The sequence below is a fragment of the Sphingomonas flavalba genome (genome assembly GCF_047553045.1).
GTDB lineage: Bacteria > Pseudomonadota > Alphaproteobacteria > Sphingomonadales > Sphingomonadaceae > Sphingomonas_L > Sphingomonas_L flavalba_A.
In genome coordinates this window covers 832,875-852,773 of the sequence record NZ_CP180208.1, presented here as the reverse complement: position 1 = coordinate 852,773, position 19,899 = coordinate 832,875, and the positions used below count along the sequence as shown (strand labels likewise).

General features: G+C 62.8%; 18 protein-coding genes and 1 pseudogene. 4 read left to right on the top strand and 15 right to left on the bottom strand.

Going from position 1 to position 19,899, the window contains the following annotated elements; translation table 11 throughout:
- Position 1 precedes the first annotated feature (1 nt).
- The 8 genes from ACMT1E_RS03905 to ACMT1E_RS03870 form a co-directional block, all read right to left on the bottom strand.
- Positions 2 to 847 (bottom strand): fumarylacetoacetate hydrolase family protein, encoded by an 846-nt coding sequence (locus ACMT1E_RS03905; RefSeq protein WP_414902379.1) that lies wholly within the window; start codon positions 845 to 847, stop codon positions 2 to 4.
- Positions 844 to 1,194: an L-rhamnose mutarotase gene (locus tag ACMT1E_RS03900; protein ID WP_414902378.1), complete on the bottom strand. Its 351-nt coding sequence runs from the start codon at positions 1,192 to 1,194 to the stop codon at positions 844 to 846. The genes ACMT1E_RS03905 and ACMT1E_RS03900 overlap by 4 nt, the downstream gene beginning before the upstream one ends.
- Complete coding sequence (fucP, locus tag ACMT1E_RS03895) at positions 1,191 to 2,489, bottom strand: L-fucose:H+ symporter permease (protein WP_414902377.1); 1,299 nt, start codon at positions 2,487 to 2,489, stop codon at positions 1,191 to 1,193. Before fucP ends, ACMT1E_RS03900 begins: the two co-directional genes overlap by 4 nt.
- 24 nt (positions 2,490 to 2,513) lie before the next feature.
- Positions 2,514 to 3,251: an SDR family oxidoreductase gene (locus ACMT1E_RS03890; RefSeq protein WP_414902376.1), complete on the bottom strand. Its 738-nt coding sequence runs from the start codon at positions 3,249 to 3,251 to the stop codon at positions 2,514 to 2,516.
- Complete coding sequence (locus ACMT1E_RS03885) at positions 3,248 to 4,480, bottom strand: UxaA family hydrolase (protein ID WP_414902375.1); 1,233 nt, start codon at positions 4,478 to 4,480, stop codon at positions 3,248 to 3,250. Before ACMT1E_RS03885 ends, ACMT1E_RS03890 begins: the two co-directional genes overlap by 4 nt.
- Positions 4,477 to 4,704, bottom strand: coding sequence for a hypothetical protein (locus ACMT1E_RS03880; RefSeq protein WP_414902374.1), 228 nt, complete (start codon positions 4,702 to 4,704; stop codon positions 4,477 to 4,479). Before ACMT1E_RS03880 ends, ACMT1E_RS03885 begins: the two co-directional genes overlap by 4 nt.
- A gap of 109 nt (positions 4,705 to 4,813) precedes the next feature.
- Positions 4,814 to 5,641 (bottom strand): amidohydrolase family protein, encoded by an 828-nt coding sequence (locus ACMT1E_RS03875; protein ID WP_414902373.1) that lies wholly within the window; start codon positions 5,639 to 5,641, stop codon positions 4,814 to 4,816.
- On the bottom strand, positions 5,638 to 6,660 hold the full coding sequence (locus ACMT1E_RS03870; protein ID WP_414902372.1) for an aldo/keto reductase: 1,023 nt from the start codon (positions 6,658 to 6,660) through the stop codon (positions 5,638 to 5,640). Before ACMT1E_RS03870 ends, ACMT1E_RS03875 begins: the two co-directional genes overlap by 4 nt.
- 141 nt (positions 6,661 to 6,801) lie before the next feature.
- Here ACMT1E_RS03870 and ACMT1E_RS03865 point away from each other — a divergent pair, with 141 nt between their 5' ends.
- Positions 6,802 to 7,608 carry an IclR family transcriptional regulator gene (locus ACMT1E_RS03865; protein ID WP_414902371.1) on the top strand — a complete coding sequence of 269 codons (807 nt, stop codon included), beginning with the start codon at positions 6,802 to 6,804 and terminating at the stop codon, positions 7,606 to 7,608.
- Positions 7,609 to 7,675: 67 nt separating this feature from the next.
- Here ACMT1E_RS03865 and ACMT1E_RS03860 read toward each other — a convergent pair whose 3' ends face one another.
- Positions 7,676 to 8,989, bottom strand: a complete 1,314-nt coding sequence (locus ACMT1E_RS03860) for a metallohydrolase (protein ID WP_414902370.1) — start codon at positions 8,987 to 8,989, stop codon at positions 7,676 to 7,678.
- 106 nt (positions 8,990 to 9,095) lie between these two features.
- The gene (locus ACMT1E_RS03855; RefSeq protein ID WP_414902369.1) at positions 9,096 to 11,687 is read right to left on the bottom strand and encodes a TonB-dependent receptor; all 2,592 of its coding nucleotides are present in this window, start codon (positions 11,685 to 11,687) and stop codon (positions 9,096 to 9,098) included.
- Positions 11,688 to 11,926: 239 nt separating this feature from the next.
- Between ACMT1E_RS03855 and ACMT1E_RS03850 the strand changes: the two are divergent.
- Positions 11,927 to 12,687 (top strand): annotated as a pseudogene (locus tag ACMT1E_RS03850) (IS5 family transposase).
- A 9-nt stretch (positions 12,688 to 12,696) separates the two neighbouring features.
- On the opposite strand, the gene ACMT1E_RS03845 reads toward ACMT1E_RS03850, so the two are convergent.
- The 5 genes from ACMT1E_RS03845 to tkt form a co-directional block, all read right to left on the bottom strand.
- Positions 12,697 to 13,695, bottom strand: coding sequence for an anion permease (locus ACMT1E_RS03845; protein ID WP_414902368.1), 999 nt, complete (start codon positions 13,693 to 13,695; stop codon positions 12,697 to 12,699).
- A 9-nt stretch (positions 13,696 to 13,704) separates the two neighbouring features.
- Positions 13,705 to 14,820: a DUF47 family protein gene (locus ACMT1E_RS03840; protein ID WP_414903265.1), complete on the bottom strand. Its 1,116-nt coding sequence runs from the start codon at positions 14,818 to 14,820 to the stop codon at positions 13,705 to 13,707.
- A 102-nt stretch (positions 14,821 to 14,922) separates the two neighbouring features.
- Positions 14,923 to 16,119 carry a phosphoglycerate kinase gene (locus tag ACMT1E_RS03835; RefSeq protein ID WP_414902367.1) on the bottom strand — a complete coding sequence of 399 codons (1,197 nt, stop codon included), beginning with the start codon at positions 16,117 to 16,119 and terminating at the stop codon, positions 14,923 to 14,925.
- Between the two features lie 16 nt (positions 16,120 to 16,135).
- Positions 16,136 to 17,146, bottom strand: a complete 1,011-nt coding sequence (gene gap, locus ACMT1E_RS03830; RefSeq protein WP_414902366.1) for a type I glyceraldehyde-3-phosphate dehydrogenase — start codon at positions 17,144 to 17,146, stop codon at positions 16,136 to 16,138.
- A gap of 5 nt (positions 17,147 to 17,151) precedes the next feature.
- A complete protein-coding gene (gene tkt / locus ACMT1E_RS03825; protein WP_414902365.1) occupies positions 17,152 to 19,125 on the bottom strand; it encodes a transketolase in 1,974 nt (657 codons plus the stop codon).
- A gap of 166 nt (positions 19,126 to 19,291) precedes the next feature.
- Here tkt and ACMT1E_RS03820 point away from each other — a divergent pair, with 166 nt between their 5' ends.
- Positions 19,292 to 19,483, top strand: a complete 192-nt coding sequence (locus ACMT1E_RS03820; RefSeq protein WP_414902364.1) for a hypothetical protein — start codon at positions 19,292 to 19,294, stop codon at positions 19,481 to 19,483.
- A 21-nt stretch (positions 19,484 to 19,504) separates the two neighbouring features.
- Entirely contained in the window at positions 19,505 to 19,855 is a 351-nt protein-coding gene (locus ACMT1E_RS03815; protein ID WP_414902363.1) for a cell division protein ZapA, read from the top strand.
- Positions 19,856 to 19,899: the final 44 nt, after the last annotated feature.

The following is a 19,899-nucleotide window of genomic DNA, read 5'->3' as shown; positions in this document are numbered from 1 at the left end:
GTCAGCGTGCCGCCACGACGGCCTGGCGTTGCGTGCCCAGACCCGCAATGCCCAGTTCCACCGTATCGCCCGGATTGAGATAAAGAGGCGGACTCTGCCCCAGCCCAACGCCTGCCGGCGTGCCGGTGGAGATAATATCCCCGGGTTGCAGGCTCATGAATTGGGAGATGTAACTGACGAGAAACGCCGGCTTGTAGATCATCGTGCGCGTGCTTCCGTCCTGGAATCGTCGGCCGTTCACCTCCAGCCACATCGCCAGGTCGGATGCGTCGCCCACTTCGTCCGCGGTGACCAGCCAGGGCCCGATCGGGCCGAAACTGTCACAGCCCTTACCTTTCGCCCATTGCCCTTGCCGCTCCAACTGGAACGCACGCTCTGAGACGTCATTGCAGATACAATAGCCGGCAATCGCTGCGGCGGCTTCCTTTTCATCCGCATAGGCGACCCGGTTGCCGATGACGACAGCCAGCTCGACCTCCCAGTCCAGTTTGGTGCTTCCGCGCGGCTGGATGATCGGATCGTTGGGTCCGCTCAGCGCGCTGGTCGCCTTCATGAACATCACCGGCTCCGAAGGAACCGACGCGCCCGTTTCTTCGGCGTGATCGCTGTAATTGAGGCCGATGCAGATGAACTTGCCGACATGACCGACACAGGGGCCGTAGCGGACGCCCCCTTCAACCAACGGCAAACAGGCCGGATCGATCGTCGCCAGACGCGCAAGCCCGGCCGGGGTCAGCACATCGTCGGCGATGTCGGCAACGTGCGCTGAAAGATCGCGGATTGCGCCATCCGCATCCAGCATTCCAGGCCGTTCCGCCCCTTTTGGGCCAAAACGCAGCAGCTTCATTCGGTCAGTCCTTCCTCGGAATGCTCGCAGAGATCGAAAATCCGCTTCGCCGGTTGCCACTTCGTCCCGGGCACAGCCCATGGCAGCGGCTGTTGAAAGGCTTCCATCCGGCTTTCCCAGGCGGTGCTCTCCGGGCTGTGGATGCGATCCCGGCAGATCGCCGCCATCCTTTCCGTGCTCATGGCGAGCCGGTTTCTACTTCTGAATATCTCCATCCTTTGGACTCCCGAAGCCCGGATATCGGCGATCACCGCGGATGGGATCGCACCCGGGAGGTGCCACCTTTCATAATCGGCAGCCGCGCCTTCGCGCAGATCGAGGAAAAACAACTCGCGCACAGTATTCATACCATTCGCGCCCCCCTGCTCATGCGAAGCCCGAACAGCATGACAACAAGGAAGCTGGTCAGCGGCACGACCATGCCGGCCTGAATAGAGTCAGCCCGATCCGCGATCAGCCCGGCGAGCGGCGGAAACAGCGCGCCGCCGATAATGGCCATGATGATGAGGGAAGAGCCCAGCTTGGTCTTGCTCCCCAGATCCGCGACGCCCAGCGCGAAGATCGTCGGGAACATGATCGACATGAAGAAGCTGGTCACGCCCAGCGCGATAAGCGCACTCCACCCCTCCGCGCCGATACTCACCGCGCAGAGCGCCGCCGCGACCGCGCCGTAGATCGCAAGCATCCGCGCCGGCGCGATCAGGCGCATCAACGCTGTTCCCGCGAAACGGCCGATCATGAAAGCCATCAGGCTGAAGCCCAGATAATGGGCCGCGCTCTTTTCTCCGACCCCGGCAATTTCCTGGGCGAAGTTGATGAAATAGCTCCAGATGGAAACCTGCGCGCCCACATAGAAGAATTGCGCGACCACGGCCCAGCGCAGATGGCGAAACGCCCATATCGAGCGCCCCTGCACGTCGGCGGTCGGGGCTGCGTCTTCGGCGATTTGCGGAAAACGTACCCGCCAGGTAACGAATGCGAGCGTCAGCACGATCGCGGCGAGGCCCAGATACGGCATTTGCACCGCTTGCGCTTCACTGGCCCGGTAAGCATCCAGCGCAGCGGGTGACATCGCGGCGAGTTCGGCAGAACTGTGTTCCACGCCGGAAAATATCAGCGCTCCGCCGATGAAAGGCGCGATGAACCCGCCGAAGCCATTAAAGCTCTGCGCAAGGTTCAGGCGCTGGGCGGCAGTCCTCGCCGGCCCCATCGCGATGATGAAGGGATTGGCCGCCGTCTCCAGAAAGGCCAGGCCCGCGGCGATCACATAAAGCGCGATCAGAAAAAAGCCGAAGGTTCGGCTTTCCGCCGCCGGGAAAAACAACAGGGCGCCGAGAGCATAGAGCAGCAGCCCGATCAATATGCCATTTTTGTAACCGACCCTGAGCATGACCCAGCCGGCCGGCAGGGCGATCGTAAAATAGCCCAGGTAGAAGGCCGTTTGCACCAGCCCGGAATGCATCCGGGTCAGGTCCAGCGCCTTCTGAAACTGCTTGATGAGGATATCATTGAAATTGTTTGCAACAGCCCACATGAAAAACAGGCTCGTCACCAGTGCAAAGGCGATAAGATAGCGCCTCGCAACAAGCAGTTCCTGACCAGAGCCGGACAGTTCGTCCGTCCATTGCGGCGCCAGCGCCATAAAATCCCCTCCCCCTTTTTATGCTCAGCTGTTTGACCAGCCTCCGTCGATGATATGCGTTTGTCCGGTCGTGAATGCGGAAGCATCGCTGGCCAGATAGAGCGCCAGCGCCGCGACCTCCGCCGGCGTGCCGATCCGGCCCATCGGCTGCCGCGCCGTGAATGCTGCCATCGCCGCGTCGAAATCTCCCGTCGCCGCCAATCGCTGCTCGAGCGACGGGGAAGATACAGTCCCCGGGCAGATCGCGTTGCATCGGATGCCCTGCTGGACAAAGTCGGCGGCAATCGCCTTGGTCAGGCCGATCACAGCCGCCTTGCTGGCACCATAGACGCACCGGTTGGGAACCCCGATGATCGAGCTTGCAACCGAGGCCATGTTGATGATCGAACCGCCGCCGCGCGCGATCATCGCCGGCAGCAGTACCCGGATCGTCCGGTACATGGCCGTCACGTTGAGTTCGAACGACGAAGCCCAGTCCCGCTCCTCGCACTCCAATATGGATCCATGGTGGACATAGCCGGCACAATTGAACAACACGTCGAAACCCTCTTCCGCGGCAAGCTGCGCAAGCGCCCCAGGGGCCGTGACGTCGAGTATCATAGTCTCGCATCCCGACAGGCTGGCCAATGCTTTGGCATTGATATCCGTCGCCAGCACCCAGGCGCCGGCGTCTCGAAACGCCTCCGCACTGGCGCGGCCGATGCCCTGCCCGGCGCCTGTTATCAGGACGCGCTTGTCTGAAAGCATGAAGGAAGTCGTCATGATTGATGCGTCCGCTGCGGATGTGGCAGGCAGGCCGGGCCGGTCGCCTCGAACTGCTTGTAGGTCAGAATGAATTCCTGATGGCCGAGCGCTTCCGAAATGCTCTGCTCGCCCGAGGCGACCTTGCAAACCGCCGCGAATATCTCTTCTCCAACCTCATCGAAGGTTGCGGCGCCCGAAAGAATACGGCCGGCATCGATGTCCATGTCTCCGGCCATGCGCGCATAGGTTTCCGGATTCGCGCAGACCTTGATCACCGGCGAGATCGCGGAGCCGACGACCGATCCCCGGCCGGTGGTGAACAGGATCAAATGACATCCCGATGCGATCATCTCGACGATTTCGGCATTGTCCGAGATATTGGGAAAGCCGAAGCGCACCTCGCCATCGGGAATGACATCCATCAGATAGAGGCCGGGCCCTGGCGGGATGTCGCCGGGCTTGATCAGGCCTGAAATGGTGGAGTCTCCGGATTTGGCATAGGCGCCGAAGGATTTTTCCTCCTGCGTCGTCAGCCCGCCATCGGCATTGCCGGGCGCGAAGGAGCCATAGCCCAAAGTGGCGTAATAATGCTCCGCCTTGGCGACGGCCGCCCTGATCGCCTCGCCCAGTTCAGGGGTGGCGGCACGTTCGGCCATGACGCCCTCGCAGCCGATCAGTTCGCCTGTCTCCTCGAAGATGCAGGTCGCGCCCCGGGCGGTCAGACGGTCGAAACAACGGCCGACCGCCGGGTTCGCGGTGATGCCGCTCGTCCCGTCGCTGCCGCCGCAGATCGTACCGACTACAAGGTCATAGATGCCCATGGGCACCCGGCACGCCGATCGTTCCACTTCTTCCAGAAGGCGAATCGACGCGGCGATTCCGGCTTCGATCGTCGATCGGGTTCCGCCCGCCTCCTGGATGATCAACGTCTCCACCGGGCGGCCGCTGGCGGCGATCGCCGTGGTCAGACCCTCACGGTCAAACCCCTCGCAACCCAGCGACACGATCAAGGCGCCACCCACATTGGGATGGGTCGCCAGCCGCTTCATCATGTTGAGCGCATAGCTGTTCGGATAGCAGCCGGGGAAACCCACCAACTGGACGACGGCATGATCGACTTTCGTCACGATCGTCCGTGCAACATGGTGGGCGCATTCGACCAGGTAGATGACAAGGATTGCGTTCCGGATGCCCTTGCGACCGTCTGGACGCAGAAAGCCTTCGAATTTCGGGCCGCCGGAGGTCATGACCGGATCTCTTGGGATCGCGCGGCGTCCCGACCGTGGGCGGAAATATAGTCGCTTTGCAGATTTTGGGTGTGGACGTGCTCCGCCGCCGCGACGCTCCGCGTTGTCGAACCGATCGGCACGCCATAGCGAAGCACCTTGTCGCCCGGCTTCATGGCGATGCGAGCGATCTTGTGACCCAGGGCAATGTCGGTCTTCAGCCGGTGCTGCTTGCCGTCGATCACGACGACTTGCCCAGCGCCGCTACCATTGGCGCAGATTAGGACATTATCGCTGGGATGCAGCAGTAGAAATGAACTTGCAGGTGTATACGCGCCTGCCGTCTTCCGCCCGTCACTCAACACCATAAAATCGAAACCCCGTACCAAAGAAAATTGCCCGCTGCTCCAGACCGGATAACCGCGAGACAAGTTGACGGGACTGATCGAGCCAGCCCCCATAGCCACCCACCGCCGTCAGAACCGGCCAGTCACTCCCCCACATCAGCCGGCTGGTCCCGAAGCAGGTGACGAGATGATCGACATAGGGCTGGAGGCGCGCGAGGGACCGGTCATCGCCTGCTTCCGACCAGAGGCCCGAAAGCTTGCAATACACCGAAGGGCAGGCTGCGAGCGCGGCAATGGCTATTGCCCACGCGCCGGAGTCACCGCTCTCGATCGGCGGTTTGCCCGCATGGTCGAGCACGATCGGCAGCGTGGGATAGCGACGCGCAAGCGCGATCAGTTGAGAAAGCTGACCAGAACGCATCAGACCATCCAGACGCAACTGGCGGGCCAGCATAGCCTCGAAGATCGGCGCGAATTCAGGGCGCAATAACCACTCCGGGTCCTCGATGTCCTGCACCATCGGGCGTAAACCCTTGAGCCAGGGGCTACGCGCCAATTGCTCCAGTTGATCCAGCACGTCGGCCGCTTCGAAGTCGATCCAGCCGACAACGCCCCGCACAAAGGCCTCCGCTTCAGCGATCTGAAGCAGGTAATGGCTTTCCGCCACACTCGCCGCGGCCTGCACGAGGATGGTCGCGGCTACGTCGCTCCGATGCGCTGCCTGTCGGAAATCGTCCGGGCTGAAATCACGATAAAGCGCACTGTCTTGCGGTGTCAGCCACCCATAATCGCCCCGCTCGATCGACCAGAAATGCTGATGGCAATCGAGAATCATCGTTCGACCGCCCAAGGGACCGGCGCCTGTGGATCGATGAGGCCCTCTGCCTTCATGTCGGCCCAGAACTGGGCTGGAATGCGTTCGGAATGAAGCGCTATCGTCTGCTTGACTCGCGCCGGATCGCCGAGACCGGGGATCACGATATCGATGACCGGATGGGCCAACGGAAATTGCAGCGCCGCGGCGGCAAGCGTGACCCCATGCGTGTCCGCCAACCGTTCTATACGTACCACGCGATCTATGATCGACTTCGGGGCGGGTTCGTAGTTGTAGAACGGCGTCGGCGATCGCCGCGTCCCGGTGGCGAGGATGCCGCTATTATATGCGCCCCCCAGGATAATCTTCGCACCATGCGCGGCACAGTCATCAAGAAATCCGTGCAGCGGCTCCTGCTCAAGTAGCGTATATCGGCCGGCCAGCAGGAAATAGTCGAACTGGCCGATGGCCATAGCCTCGCCGCAGACTTCCCATTCATTGACACCAAGGCCAATGCCCGACACGTCGCCGGCGGAACGCAGCTCATCGAGCGCGCGATAACCGCTTTCTGCGAGAGCGCGAAAGTGCGCGGCGTGGCCATCGCCATGCGTGGTACGCCCGATGTCGTGGACCAGCAGAATATCAACGCCGGCAAGACCCAACCGCTGAAGGCTCGCTTCATGCGAACGCATGATGCCATCATAACTATAGTCGTAGCGCACGCTGAACGGCATCGACGTGTGAAAGCCGTGCCGCTCAGAAGGCAAGTCGGGCCGTCCGTCCGGATCAAGCAACCGTCCCACCTTCGTCGAAAGCCGATAGTTCGCCCGCGCCCGGCCACGCAACGCGTCGCCAAGGCGGCGCTCCGACAGGCCAAGCCCGTAATAAGGCGCGGTATCGAAATAGCGAATGCCGGCATCCCAGGCCGCTTCGACTGTTTCCCGGGCGAGATCGTCGCTGATCGCACGGTATAGGTTTCCAAGCGAGGCACAGCCAAGGCCCAGAGGGCGCGTGGACAGACTGTCAGCGTACGCTTTCATGATCCTCCTCCCTCTTTCATTTCTATGTATATAAAATTATCTTTTATATATGCAACAGCAAATTTGCTCACGGCAATGCATGCGAAGCCTGCTAAGACCGCCACACGCCTACGGCAGGATTTTGATTGAAGTGAGAGTAGCATGACAGCAAAAGGCGCACGCGAAGTGGCTCAGGGAAAGGTTGCTCATCGCAAGGCTTACAGCGCTCCAGCCCTCGAAAAAGGGCTGGATATTCTTGAATTGCTCGCGCGCGAGCCGGAAAGCATCGGCCTGAAGGGCATTGCCGACCGGTTGGGCCGGTCGGTCGGAGAGATTTTCCGCATGCTGGCGGTGCTGGAACAGCGCGGATTCGTCCGGCTTGAAGCGGGGTCGGAACGCTATCGGCTCAGCATGCGGCTCTTTCGGCTCGCACACTGGCATCTGCCGGTGAATCGCCTCACCAGCGCCGCGAGCGGGCCGATGCGACGGCTTGCTCTTGCATGCGGCCAATCCTGTCACCTGACGATGCTATCGGGGTCCCAGGCAGTGGTGCTTGCCAAGCACGATAGCTTTCGAGATCGGAATTTCAGCATGCGGATCGGCGCCGAGTCTCCAATCCTGACATCATGTTCGGGGCGGATATTCTTTGCCCTTGCCGACGACTTTACGCGTGAAACGCTGCTCTCGAACATCGCGCTTGATGGCGATGACATTTCTTGTGCCAAACAGGTCGCGGCTCTCGCAGCAGACATCAAAGCCAAGGGCTGTCTCGAAGTCGCCAGTGAACAAGTGGAGGGCATCACCGATATCGGCACGCCGGTTTACGATCATAATGGCGAGGTCGCCGCCGCCCTCATCATCCCGTTCCTGCACCGCCTTCACAAGGATGATTCGGTTCATATGAAGGAAGCCCGAACAGCCCTGCTTGCTGCCGGGCGGGAAATCTCCACCGCGCTTGGCGCGCCCTGAGCGCTCAACGCGACCTACGAAAGAAAATGATGCGCCTGCTGCTCAGCTCGCCACCGGCAACCAAGCGTCACTGTCGACTTTGATAAGGGCCAAAGTGCGCCTTCACCTTTCGGTCGGTACTGCGATCATCGAGAATATAGACGTCATATGCTCCGCCGCCAGGCTGGACGCGGATCACCACGTGGCCATCCATGCTGCGGTAATTCCGTGTCAGCCAGGGCCCGATCGCAATCTTGGTCGGCTCCTGAATATGGGTCGCAAAGATATCGCGCTGCCCCGGCCATAAGGTTTTGGACGTAATCCGCGCCACCACATCGCCGCCGGGGTGGTCCGATGTCCATGTCTGCTGCACGATGATACGCGGCTGCAACGCACGCAGCCAGTCGGCATTGGTGGCGTCGCGGTTGCCGTGATGGTTGAGTGACAGGGCGTCGACTTCGCCGACCACCGGTGCGATCTTGCTTTCCATGTCGAACCATTCGGGTTGATCGGGCGTATGGACCCCGGTCGTATCGCCGCCGGTCACATAGTCGAAATCGCCGTAATCCAGCCGGATCATCAGCGAGAGCGGATTTTCGTTGAACTTGCCCTTGCCGTCGGCGATCTGCCCGACGTCCAGCACGTTCCGGCTGGCCGATCCCGATCCCGTCCACACCGCGCCGTTTGCGGCGATGTTGCGCACTGAAAAAGTCGGATACCGTTCCGGATCATATTTGAGCACGATCTGGTCGTCGCGGCCTACCGCGAAACGCTCCACTTTCGATCGGCCGGAAGTCGCGAGGCCGTCCGCAAACCGGAAGTAGTTTGAAAGGCTTTTATCTTTCGTCCCGCGCTGCGCGACGGGGAAATCATAGGCCGGATAATCCCGGTCGATGAGGGTTCCGAGCGGCCACCGCTCGGCAACGTCGGTGATGCCTGCCAGCTTCCAGTTGCCATGCGCTGAAGCCGGCGACGTAAATTGGACCCGCCCGTAATGATCGGCATGGAAATGCGATATCAATGCATAATCGATGCCGGCCATTCCCGGCCGTTTGAACTGATCGATATAGTCCGCAATCCACTCTCCGGGGCGGCGGCTGGGGTTAGGCAGGGCCAGCCCGAGCACCAGCGGGGCCACATTCCTCCCCCAATCGTCTTCCAGAGCCCCCGCATCGAAGATCATGCTCGTCCCGTCGGGAAAAATGAAGAAAGCGGCATTGCCCCGGCCGGTATTGATATGATGGATATCGAGATATCCTTCCGACCACGGCGCCAGGGCCTGGCCAACCACCGCTGATGCGGGTGCCGCCGGATTCGCAGCACGGGCCGCGGCCTCCGGCGTGGATTCGGTGGCCGCCGCGACCAAGATGCAAGCCAATATCCCCGCCGCCAGATCCCACATCACCTATTTCCTAACCGGAATTACTGTCATGGGAAAGAGCCCGTCCATCTCCGCTGACCATCATGCCAAGATGGACGAGCCCCCCACACAATCAGATCGGAACGCCTTAATATTTCAAGCGAGCGCCGACCCAATAGCTCCTTCCTTCGCCCACAGAATTGTATAGAGAATCCTCAGTACCCGTTGACTGGATGTAATAGCTGTTGGTGATATTCTTGGCATCGAACGTCAGCCCCAGCCATTTATTGACCTGCAGCGCAACCTGCGCATCGATCCGATCATAGGGACGTATCCAGATATCGCCTGTGGTGTCGGTGCCGAAGCTTCCGGTAAAGGTGCGTCCTCGCGCGCGGTAGTTGATATTGACATCCAGCGGTCCCGCATCATAGCTGAGTTGCACATTGGCAAGCCATTTCGGCTGGTTGCGCAATCCGCCGACGGCACGTGTGCTGCCATCGGTAAAGACAACATCCCAGCGGCCATCCAGAAAGGTGTAGTTCGCGGATATCCCGAACTTGTCGAACGGCGCGGGCAGGAAATCGAGCTTCCGCTTCGAAGCCGTCAGTTCAATGCCCCTCACCTTGGCGGAACCGGTATTCAGCGGAACCGTGCGGATCTCCTCCAACATGCCGGCGGAGTCGAATATCTCGGTCCGCTGGCTGAAAATCTCGTCCTTTAGATCCTTCTGGAATACCGCGACGGCCAGCAGCCCATTATCGAGATAATATTCGATGCTTGCGTCATAATTTGTCGAAACCCGCGGGCCGATATCGGCATTACTGCCACGGATCAGCGCCACGCCGTTGGAATCGAAGGTGGTCGTTGTCCCCGGTGCAAAATCGGCGAAATCGGGACGCCCAAGGGTTTTCGTAAAGGCCGCCCGCAACTTCAGACGTGAGGTCGCGTCATAGGAGACATGTACGCCCGGCAGCAGGTTTCCATAGCGTTTGGAGCGGTGCTGCGGCTCGATAACGCCGGAGACAAGCTGGCTGGTGTCGGTCACGGCATTGGTATGTTCATAGCGCAGGCTCGCGACGAGTTTCAGCCGATCCAGCGCGTAATAAACCGCGCCGTGCGCCGCGAGGACATCTTCGCGCAGTACATAGTCCGCTGTCGCCGATTCATCGGCTGTGATGTTCACCTTGGCTGGATCGGTCATGAACGTCCAAAAGGCGTCATAATTATTGATCGCCGCCCGATTGTTAAACATCGTCGACCCTGCGGGGGTGACCTGCGCGAGGTTCAGCGTCACGCCGCTTTTCAGCGAATGGTAAGTGTAATCCTGATCGAAGCTGCGATCGAGGCGAACCCAGTTGACGCCGCCGGATGCCCCCAGCCCTTCTGCCGATGCCTGATTATTGTAATTCAGGACCGCGCCCAATGTATAAACATCGTCCCGCAGCGGCTGCGTGCGGTTATAGGTGCCGGTAGCCGAATTCGAATAAATCCAGCGCGACGGATCGTTATACGTCGCGGGGTCGGCTACCCTGATGATCGGCACATTGCCGTTGATATCGTAAAAGCCGTTGACGTTGCTCAGCCGGAAGCCGTTGCCGATATTACGCGTCAGCGTGTCGTTCGAATAATCGGTGTAGTTGCCGCGGATGGAGAGCGACCCCTTCTCGGTGACCCGGTAATCGATCCCGAATCCCAGCACCTTCGCCTTGCGCTGCATGTCGTAATCATATTCGCGCACCTGGCCTTGGCCGTTGGTGAAGTTCGCCTGACCGGGGCCGGTCTGCGTGACGGTGCGCCCGCCCGTATTCGAGATGAACGGTCCAGAGCGTTGCAAATACATATTGCGCTGCTCGTTGAACAGATTGCCCGAGATGAATGCGTAAAGCTTGTCCTCGACCCGCGTTTCCAGCTTGGCAAAGACGGCGGTATTGCGAACCGTCTTGTCATAAGCGCTGTCGGTGAACACGTTGCTGTTGACCTGGTCGTGCAGCATGCCGTCGGGACCGACCACCTGGGTATAGCCGCCGATCGAACCGAAATCGTCGGAGTCCGCCGTGCGCTGTCGATTGAACCCGAATACGAAGCCATATTGGTTGTCCGCGCCGAACGTGAATTTTCCGGCGCCATAGATCTGGCTGGACGGCCCACCGTTGACGGTGCTGCGTCGCTCAGGGAAGCCGATCCGATAGCCGCCCTTCAGGTGAGGCTGCGCGCCGCCGTCGAACGCCCGCAGCGTGCGCATCGAAATATGGCCACCGATCGAGTTGGCGTCGAGGCCTGGCGTCACGGTCTTGTAGACGCTAGATTCCTTGATGATCGCCGATGGAAACATGCCGATCTGCGCGCCGCGATTGTTCTGACTGCTGAACCAGATCGGATTTCCGTCGATATCCATGCTGTTATAGCGGGAATCGAAGCCCCGCAGCGAAACATAGCCCGGCTCGCTGCTGCCGTAAAAGCCGTCGGAACTTACTCCCACAACACGATCGAGCACCTCGGGCAGCGTTAGATCGACCGTCTTTTCGATCTGCTCCGATGTGATCGAGTCTACGATACCTGTGGACTGCTCTTTGATCGTTTCCGCCGACGTATCGACAGATTGGCGCGCGGTAACGACGATCGTCTCACCGCTCACAACCGCCGCCTGAGACTGGAGCGCGCTATCAGCCTGCGCCAACGCGGGCGCCGCAACCCCCAACGCATGAATGATCGACACCCCAACGAGCAATCTAGCCTTCATCACATCCCCCTTTAGGTAGCGTATTTTATATGTACAATTATCTTCTATATATGAATCACGATTTGTCAATCGGCATGACGGGCAACGTGATTGCTATGATCTCCGCTCCCCGGAGTGGCGCGTGGCATGAATCGTGACGGCGAAATGGAATGTGAGTAGCCCCTAGGTTAAGAACCTATATATACCTTTGATATTTTGTGATAAATATTCATCTTCTTTTGGTTTGTGCGGGAGTGGGTATGTCACGTCATCTGTTCTGGCTATCGGATGAAGCATGGTCGGCGATTGAGCCGCACCTTCCCCACGGCAAGGCAGGCAAGCCGCGTATCGATGACCGGACAGTGATTTCCGGTATATTGCATGTCCTCAAGACGGGGTGCCGGTGGCGCGATGTTCCGGCAGCTTATGGGCCGCCCACCACGATCTACAATCGCTATAACCGCTGGTCGCAGCGCCGTATCTGGCAGCGGCTGTTCGAGAAGATTGCCGCGTCAGGTCCAGTGCCGAAGGAACTGTCGATCGACAGCAGCCACGTCAAAGCACACCGCTCGGCGGCGGGCTTAAAAAGGGGGAGTTTGAAGAAGCGATCGGGCGCTCGCGCGGCGGCAGGACATGCAAGGTCCATTGCCTGGCCGACGATCGCGGCAGACCGGTCGCCATCACCCTGACACCGGGCAATATCGCCGACATCAGCATCGCCATCCCGCTGCTCGCCTCGGTGGTGCCGCCAAAGCGCCTGCTTGCCGATAAAGCCTATGACGCCGACAGTCTGCGTAACTGGCTCGCGGAACGGCCGGTCAAGGCTGTCATCCCCTCAACCGCCGCGCGCCGGACGCCATATCCTCTCGATCGACGGGCATACCGGCGAAGAAATGTCATCGAGCGCCTCTTCGGCAGGCTCAACAACTGGCGACGCATCGCCACCCGATATGACCGACACGCCCAAAACTATCTCGCCGCCATCGCGCTCGTCGCCGTCGTCTCCGAGTGGCCCCATTGAGTCATCAACCTAAGTGAGCAGGCCGACAATGGCGTAAGTTACGGCGCCGATCAGCCCCGCCGCGGGCAATGTCACCACCCAGGCAATGACGATGTTATTAGCGACGTTCCAGCGCACCGCCGACAACCGCCGCGACGCCCCGACGCCGACAATCGCGCCGGTGATCGTGTGGGTCGAGGATACCGGCACCCCCATCCAGGTCGCCGCGAACAGGCTGATCGCGCCGCCGGTTTCAGCGCAGAACCCCATCGCCGGGGTCAGCCGCGTGATCTTCGATCCCATGGTGTGGACGATCCGCCAGCCGCCCGACGCGGTGCCAAGCGCCATTGCCGCCTGACACGACAGGACCACCCACATCGGGACATGGAATGTCCCGCCCAGCATCCCCTGCGAATAGAGCAGTACGGCGATGATCCCCATCGTCTTCTGCGCGTCGTTGCCGCCATGACCCAGCGAATAGAGCGCGGCCGAGACCAGCTGGAGCTTGCGGAAGCGGCGGTCGACCGCAAGCGGCGTCAGCCGGATGCTGCTCCACGCCACGAACAGGACCAGCAGTAACGCGAGCAGCAGGCCAACACCCGGCGACAGCACGATCGCGGCAACCGTCTTCAGCACACCGGTCCAGACGATCACGTCGAACCCCGCCTTGGCGATGCCGGCGCCGAGCAAGCCGCCGATCAGCGCATGGCTGCTGCTTGACGGGATACCGAACAACCAGGTCGCGACGTTCCAGGCGATCGCACCAATCAACGCCGCAAAGATCACCTGCGGATCAATGATGTTGGCCGACACGATGCCGGTCCCAACGGTCTCGGCGACGTGGAGGCCAAACACGGTGAAGGCAATGAAGTTGAAGAATGCCGCCCACAGCACCGCGTGATGTGGTTTCAGCACCCGCGTCGACACGACGGTGGCGATCGAATTGGCGGCGTCGTGCAGGCCGTTCAGGAAATCGAACAGCAACGCGACCCCGATCAGACCGACCAGTAACGGGAAGGACAGTTCCATCGCGGCGGATCAGGCGTGGTCGATCACGAGACCCTCGATCTCGTTGGCGACGTCCTCGAAACGATCGATGATCTTTTCCAGATGGCTGTAGATTTCGCGCCCGACGATGAAGGCCATCGGGTTGCCGTCGCCATGCGTTTTGAACAAAGCTTTCAGCCCGGCGTCGTGGATGTCGTCCGCATGCCCTTCGATCTGGATCAACCGCGCCGTCAGTTCGTGCAGGCGGCCAGCATTGTCGCCAAGCGAGCGCAGCAACGGAATCGCTTCCGCTGTCACCCGCGCCGCTTCGACGACGATGCCGGCCATGTCGCGCATTTCCGGCGCGAAGCTGGTCAAGCCGTACAGCTCGATGGCCTTGGCGGTGCCGTGCATCTGGTCGATCGCATCGTCCATGACCCCGATCAGATCGGCGATGGCGCTGCGGTCGAACGGGGTTACGAAAACGCGGCGAACGTCCTGCAGAACTTCGCGGATGATCGCGTCGGCCTCGTGCTCGCGATCAACAATCTCGCGGATATGGTCGCCGGTTTCCCCTTCGTTGTGGAGCAGGCGGGCGAGCGCGTCGGCGCCGGCGACGAGCGTCTGGGCATGCGCTTCGAACAGGTCGAAGAACTGGCCCTGCTTCGGCATCAACGCCTGGAACCAGCCGACAAGGCGGATCTTGCGCTTGGTCCGTACCGTGAAGCCGGGGAACACGCGGTGGGCCAGTTCCGGCGGAATCGGCGGCTCCGAAAAGCCGGCGATCAGCTCTTTCAGTTCCGGCTCGTCGACCGCCTCGACCGCATCGTCGAGCGCGAACCACTGGGTGTGGCGCTCGCTGCGTTCCGGCCAGTCGTCGACCTGCTCGACGACGGAAAACGGAAAGACGGTGACGACCAGCCGGTGGGTGCGCCCGGTGCGGCGGCGTTTCAGATAGGGGAAGGTGCCGAGCGCGGTCGGGCACGGGATACCGCGCAGCCCGGCTTCCTCGAACGCCTCGAACGCCGCCGCTTCGTGCGGGGCGTAGCCTTTCATCAGGTCACCCTTGGGCAGCACCCAACGCTTGGTTTCCCGCGAGGTTATCAGCATCACATAAGCGTGGCCGTCCGCGTCGATGCGGTAAGGTAGGGCGGCGATCTGGTCGATGGGAAGGACTCCAGGCGCGGGCTATCGGTGACTCGGAACTGTAACAATCCCCGATAATCCTCCGGGCGCGCCGTCGCAAATGTTGCGGCGGCGCGCGGGAGATCAGACAGTTAAAGCCTTGATTCCAGGCAATTCTTTTCCTTCCATCCATTCAAGGAAGGCACCGCCCGCGGTCGACACGAAGGTGAAATCCCCGGCAACGCCGGCCTGGTTCAGCGCCGCGACGGTGTCCCCGCCCCCGGCGACGGAGACCAGAGAGCCTTCGCGGGTGAGCGCGGCTGCGGTACGCGCGAGGCTGACCGTCGCGGTGTCGAACGGCGGGGTTTCGAACGCGCCGAGCGGCCCGTTCCACACCAGCGTGCGACAGGTCTTCAGCGCATCGGCCAGCGCCTCGGTCGCCGCCGGGCCGATGTCGAGGATCATCTCGTCGGGCGCGACTTCGTGAACGTTGACGGTGCGGGTCGGCGGATCGGCGCGAAATTCCTTCGCCACCACCACGTCGTAAGGCAGGTGGACGATGCACTGCGCCCGGTCGGCGGCGTCCAGGATCGCTTCGGCCGTATCGGTCAGGTCATGCTCGCACAGCGACTTGCCGACGGCGACGCCACGCGCGGCGAGGAAGGTGTTGGCCATGCCGCCGCCGATGATCAGATGATCGACCTTGCTCACCAGATGGCGCAGCACGTCGAGCTTGGTCGATACCTTGGCGCCGCCGACCACCGCCGCGACCGGATGATCCGGGTTGCCGAGCGCCTTTTCGAGCGCGGCCAGTTCCTTTTCCATCGCCCGCCCGGCAAAAGCCGGCAGGACATGGGCCAGCCCCTCGGTCGAGGCGTGGGCGCGGTGGGCGGCGGAGAAGGCGTCGTTGACGTAAAGGTCGCCGAGCTTCGCGATCGCGGCGACCAGCGCCGGGTCGTTGGTCAGTTCCCCCGGGTGGAAGCGGGTGTTTTCGAGGATGGCGATGCTGCCCGGGGTCAACGCGGCGACGGCGGCTTCCGCCGTCGGCCCCTGGCAATCGCCGACGAACGTCACCTCGCGGCCGAGCAGCGCCGAATAGGGACGGGTCAGCGGCGCCAGCGACAGCGCCGGGTCGACCTTGCCCTTCGGCCGGCCGAAATGGGCGAGCAACAGGACGATCGCGCCGCGATCGGCCAGTTCGGCGACCGTCTCGATCGTCGCGCGCAGCCGGGTGTCATCGCTGACCCGGCCGTCCGCCATCGGCACGTTCAGATCCTCACGAACAAGCACGCGCTTGCCGGAGACGTCGCCGATGGCGTCGAGCGTCCTGTAGCTGGTCATCCCGCCCTCGCCGCCGTCAGAGCAGCTTCGCGATCGCGCCGGCGGTATCGACCATCCGGTTCGAGAAGCCCCATTCATTGTCGTACCATGACAGCACGCGGACCAGCTTGCCTTCCAGCACCGCGGTTTCGAGGCTGTCGATCGTCGACGAGGCCGGGCTGTGCTGCAGGTCGATCGAGACCAGCGGTTCGTCCGTATAGTCGAGGATGCCGGCGAGCGGGCCGCTTTCGGCCGCCGCCTTCAGCAGCGCGTTGACTTCCTCCACCGTCGTGTCGCGCGACGGGGTGAAGGTCAGGTCGATCAGGCTGACGTCCGGCACCGGCACGCGGATGGCGGAGCCGTCGAGCTTGCCCTTCAGTTCCGGCATCACTTCGGTCACCGCGCGGGCAGCACCGGTCGTCGTCGGGATCATCGACACCGCCGCCGCACGGGCGCGCCGCATGTCGGAATGGACCTGATCGAGAATCTTCTGGTCGTTGGTGTAGGCGTGGACGGTGCACATCAGCCCGCGCTCGATACCGATCTTTTCGTGCAGCACCTTGGCGACCGGCGCCAGGCAGTTGGTGGTGCAGGACGCGTTGGAAACGATCTTGTGCTCGGCGGTCAGTTTGTCGTGGTTGACGCCGAAGACGACGGTCAGGTCGACATTCTTGCCCGGAGCGGAGATCAGCACCCGCTTCGCACCCGCATCGAGATGCTTCTGCGCGCTCGCCCGGTCGGTGAAGAAGCCGGTGCATTCGAGCGCGATGTCGACGCCCAGTTCCTTATGCGGCAGGTTGGCCGGATCGCGTTCCGCGGTGACGCGGACCCGCTTGCCGTCGATCACCAGGTCGTTGCCGTCGGCGGCGACGGTGCCGGGATATTTGCCGTGGACGGAATCGCGCGAGAACAGCCAGGCATTGGCCTTGGCATCGGCGAGGTCGTTGACCGCGACCAGTTCGAGCCCGCTGTCGGCGCGCTCCAGAATGGCGCGGGCGACCAGCCGGCCGATGCGCCCGAACCCGTTGATCGCGACCTTCACTGCCATGTCTTTCAACTCCTCGCTTCAAGGGCCGCAACGATCTGCGGCGTGATCTGGTCGGCCGTCAGCCCGAACGTGCGGAACAGGTCCGCCGCCGGCGCCGATGCACCGAACCCGTCAATGCCGAAGCGCAGCCCATGGCGCCCGACATAGCGTTCCCAGCCGATCGTCGAACCCGCCTCGATCGACACGAGCAGCGTGTCGTCGGGCAGGGTCGCATCGCGGTAGGCCTGCGGCTGGGCGTCGAAGCGTTCCCAGCACGGCATCGACACGACGTCGGCGCCGATGCCGTCCGCTTCCAGCCGGTCGCGCACCGCGACGGCGATTTCGACTTCGGACCCGCTGGCGACCAGCACCACCCGGCGCGCGGCAGCGGCGGCACGCAGGCGGTAGGCGCCCTTTGCCGAGCGGTTCTCGTCCGCGTCCGTCCGCAACTGCTGCAGGTTCTGGCGGCTGAGTGCGAGCAGCGACGGGCCGTCAGCCCGCTCCAGCGCCAGCGCCCAGCATTCGGCGGTCTCGACCGCGTCGCACGGGCGGTAGACGTCGAGGTTGGGGATGACGCGCAACGCCATCAGATGTTCGACCGGCTGGTGGGTCGGCCCGTCTTCGCCCAGCCCGATCGAATCATGGGTCATCACATGGACGACGCGGGCACGCTGCAACGCGCCGAGACGGATCGCCGCGCGCGAGTAATCGGAAAACACCATGAAGGTGCCGCCATAGGGGATGACCCCGCCGTGCAGCGCCATGCCGTTCATCGCCGCCGCCATGCCGAATTCGCGGATGCCGTAATTGACGTAGCGCCCGGCATAATCGGCACGGTCGAGAACGGTCAGCCCCTTGGTGCGGGTGTTGTTGGACCCGGTAAGGTCCGCCGAACCGCCCACGGTTTCCGGTACGGCGGGGTTGATCGCTTCCAGCGCGAGTTCGGACGCCTTGCGCGTCGCGACCTTGACCGGATTGGCAAGCAGCCCGGCGATATGGCCGCCGATGCTCCAGCCGTCCGGCAGGCGGCCGTCCATCCGGCGTGTGAATTCGGCGCCGTCGGCAGCGCCACTCAGCCGCGCCGCCCAATCGACACGGGCCGCCGCGCCACGCGCGCCGAACCCTTCCCACGCCGCCTTGATATCCGCCGGGATTTCGAATGGCGGGTGGTTCCAGCCGAGCGCGGCCCGCGTTGCCGCCACTTCTTCCGCGCCAAGCGGCGCGCCGTGGGTGGCCGACGTGCCCTGCTTGTTGGGGGCGCCGCGACCGATGACCGTCCTGCACGCGACCAGCGACGGCCGCGGATCGGCCAGCGCCGCGTCTATCGCGCGGGCGATGTCGGCCGGGTCATGGCCGTCGCAGGCGACGACATGCCAGCCGCCGGCGGTGTAGCGGGCGGCGATATCCTCGCTGGTCGACAGGCTGGTTGCGCCGTCGATGGTGATGCGGTTGTCGTCCCACAGCACGATCAGCCGGCCGAGGCCGAGATGGCCGGCGAGACCGACCGCCTCGTGGTTGATCCCTTCCATCAGGCAGCCGTCGCCCGCGATCACCCAGGTGCGATGATCGACCAGCGCGTCGCCGAACACCGCGCTCAGATGGCGTTCCGCCGCCGCCATGCCGACGGCGGTGGCGAAACCCTGCCCCAGCGGACCGGTCGTCGTTTCGACTCCGGCCAGTTCGAAATTTTCCGGGTGGCCGGCGCACGGGCTGTGGAGCTGGCGGAAATTGCGGATGTCGTCGATCGTCGGCCGCGCATAGCCCGACAGGTGCAGCAGCGCGTAGAGCAGCATCGAGCCATGCCCGGCGGACAGAACGAATCGGTCCCGGTCCGGCCAGCGCGGCTCTGCCGGGTCGAATTTCAGATAATCGCGGAACAGCACGGTGGCGACATCCGCCATGCCCATCGGCATGCCGGGATGGCCGGAATTGGCCGCTTCCACCGCATCCATCGCCAGTGCCCTGATTGCGTTGGCGAGCTGGTCATGTGCAACAGTCATGGCGGTTCCCGTCTGAGATCGCCGCTATGGCGATCGATCGGCGCGGCGAGTCGCCGGCAAGCGCGCGATCCTTTGTCCCGCGCATCGCGATGCGTCAACCGCCACGCCTTCGCCAGACCTTCGGGAGTCGCTTGCCCCGTGCGTTGGACGTGCTAGTTAAGATTCCATGACAGACGATCGTCTCATCATTGCGATCGGCCGGCTGGAGCGGGCGCTGACCCGCGCCGAAACCGCCGCCGACCGCGCGGTGCGGGACGCGACGCTGGACCAGGACCTGGCGGCGCTGAACCGCCGGCACGACAAGCTGCGCAGCCGGACCCAGGAGGCGATCGACGCGCTCGATCGACTGATCGGCTGACCGCGATTTCCGGGGGTGCGTATGGCGGAAGTGAATCTGGAGATCGGCGGGCGCTACTACGCCGTCAGTTGCCGTGACGGCGAGGAAGACCATCTGCGCCGCATCGGCCGGATCGTCGACGCCAAGGCGGCCGAGGCCAGCGCCAGCGCCGGCGGGCTGAACGAAGTCCGCCAGTTGCTGTTCGCCGCGCTGCTGCTCGCCGATGCGCTGAACGACGCCGAGACGGCGCGCGCCGGCGTCATCCGCGCCGCCGGCGCCCCGGCCCCGGACGCCACCGCGCCCGACCCCGGCGTCGCGCTGGCGATCGAGCGGCTGGCGGAACGGGTCGAACAGGTTGCCGACAGGCTTGAGGGATCGGCCGCGAACACCTAGATTGGCTGGTGACGGGTACTGCCCGGTGCGCGCCTTTCATATCC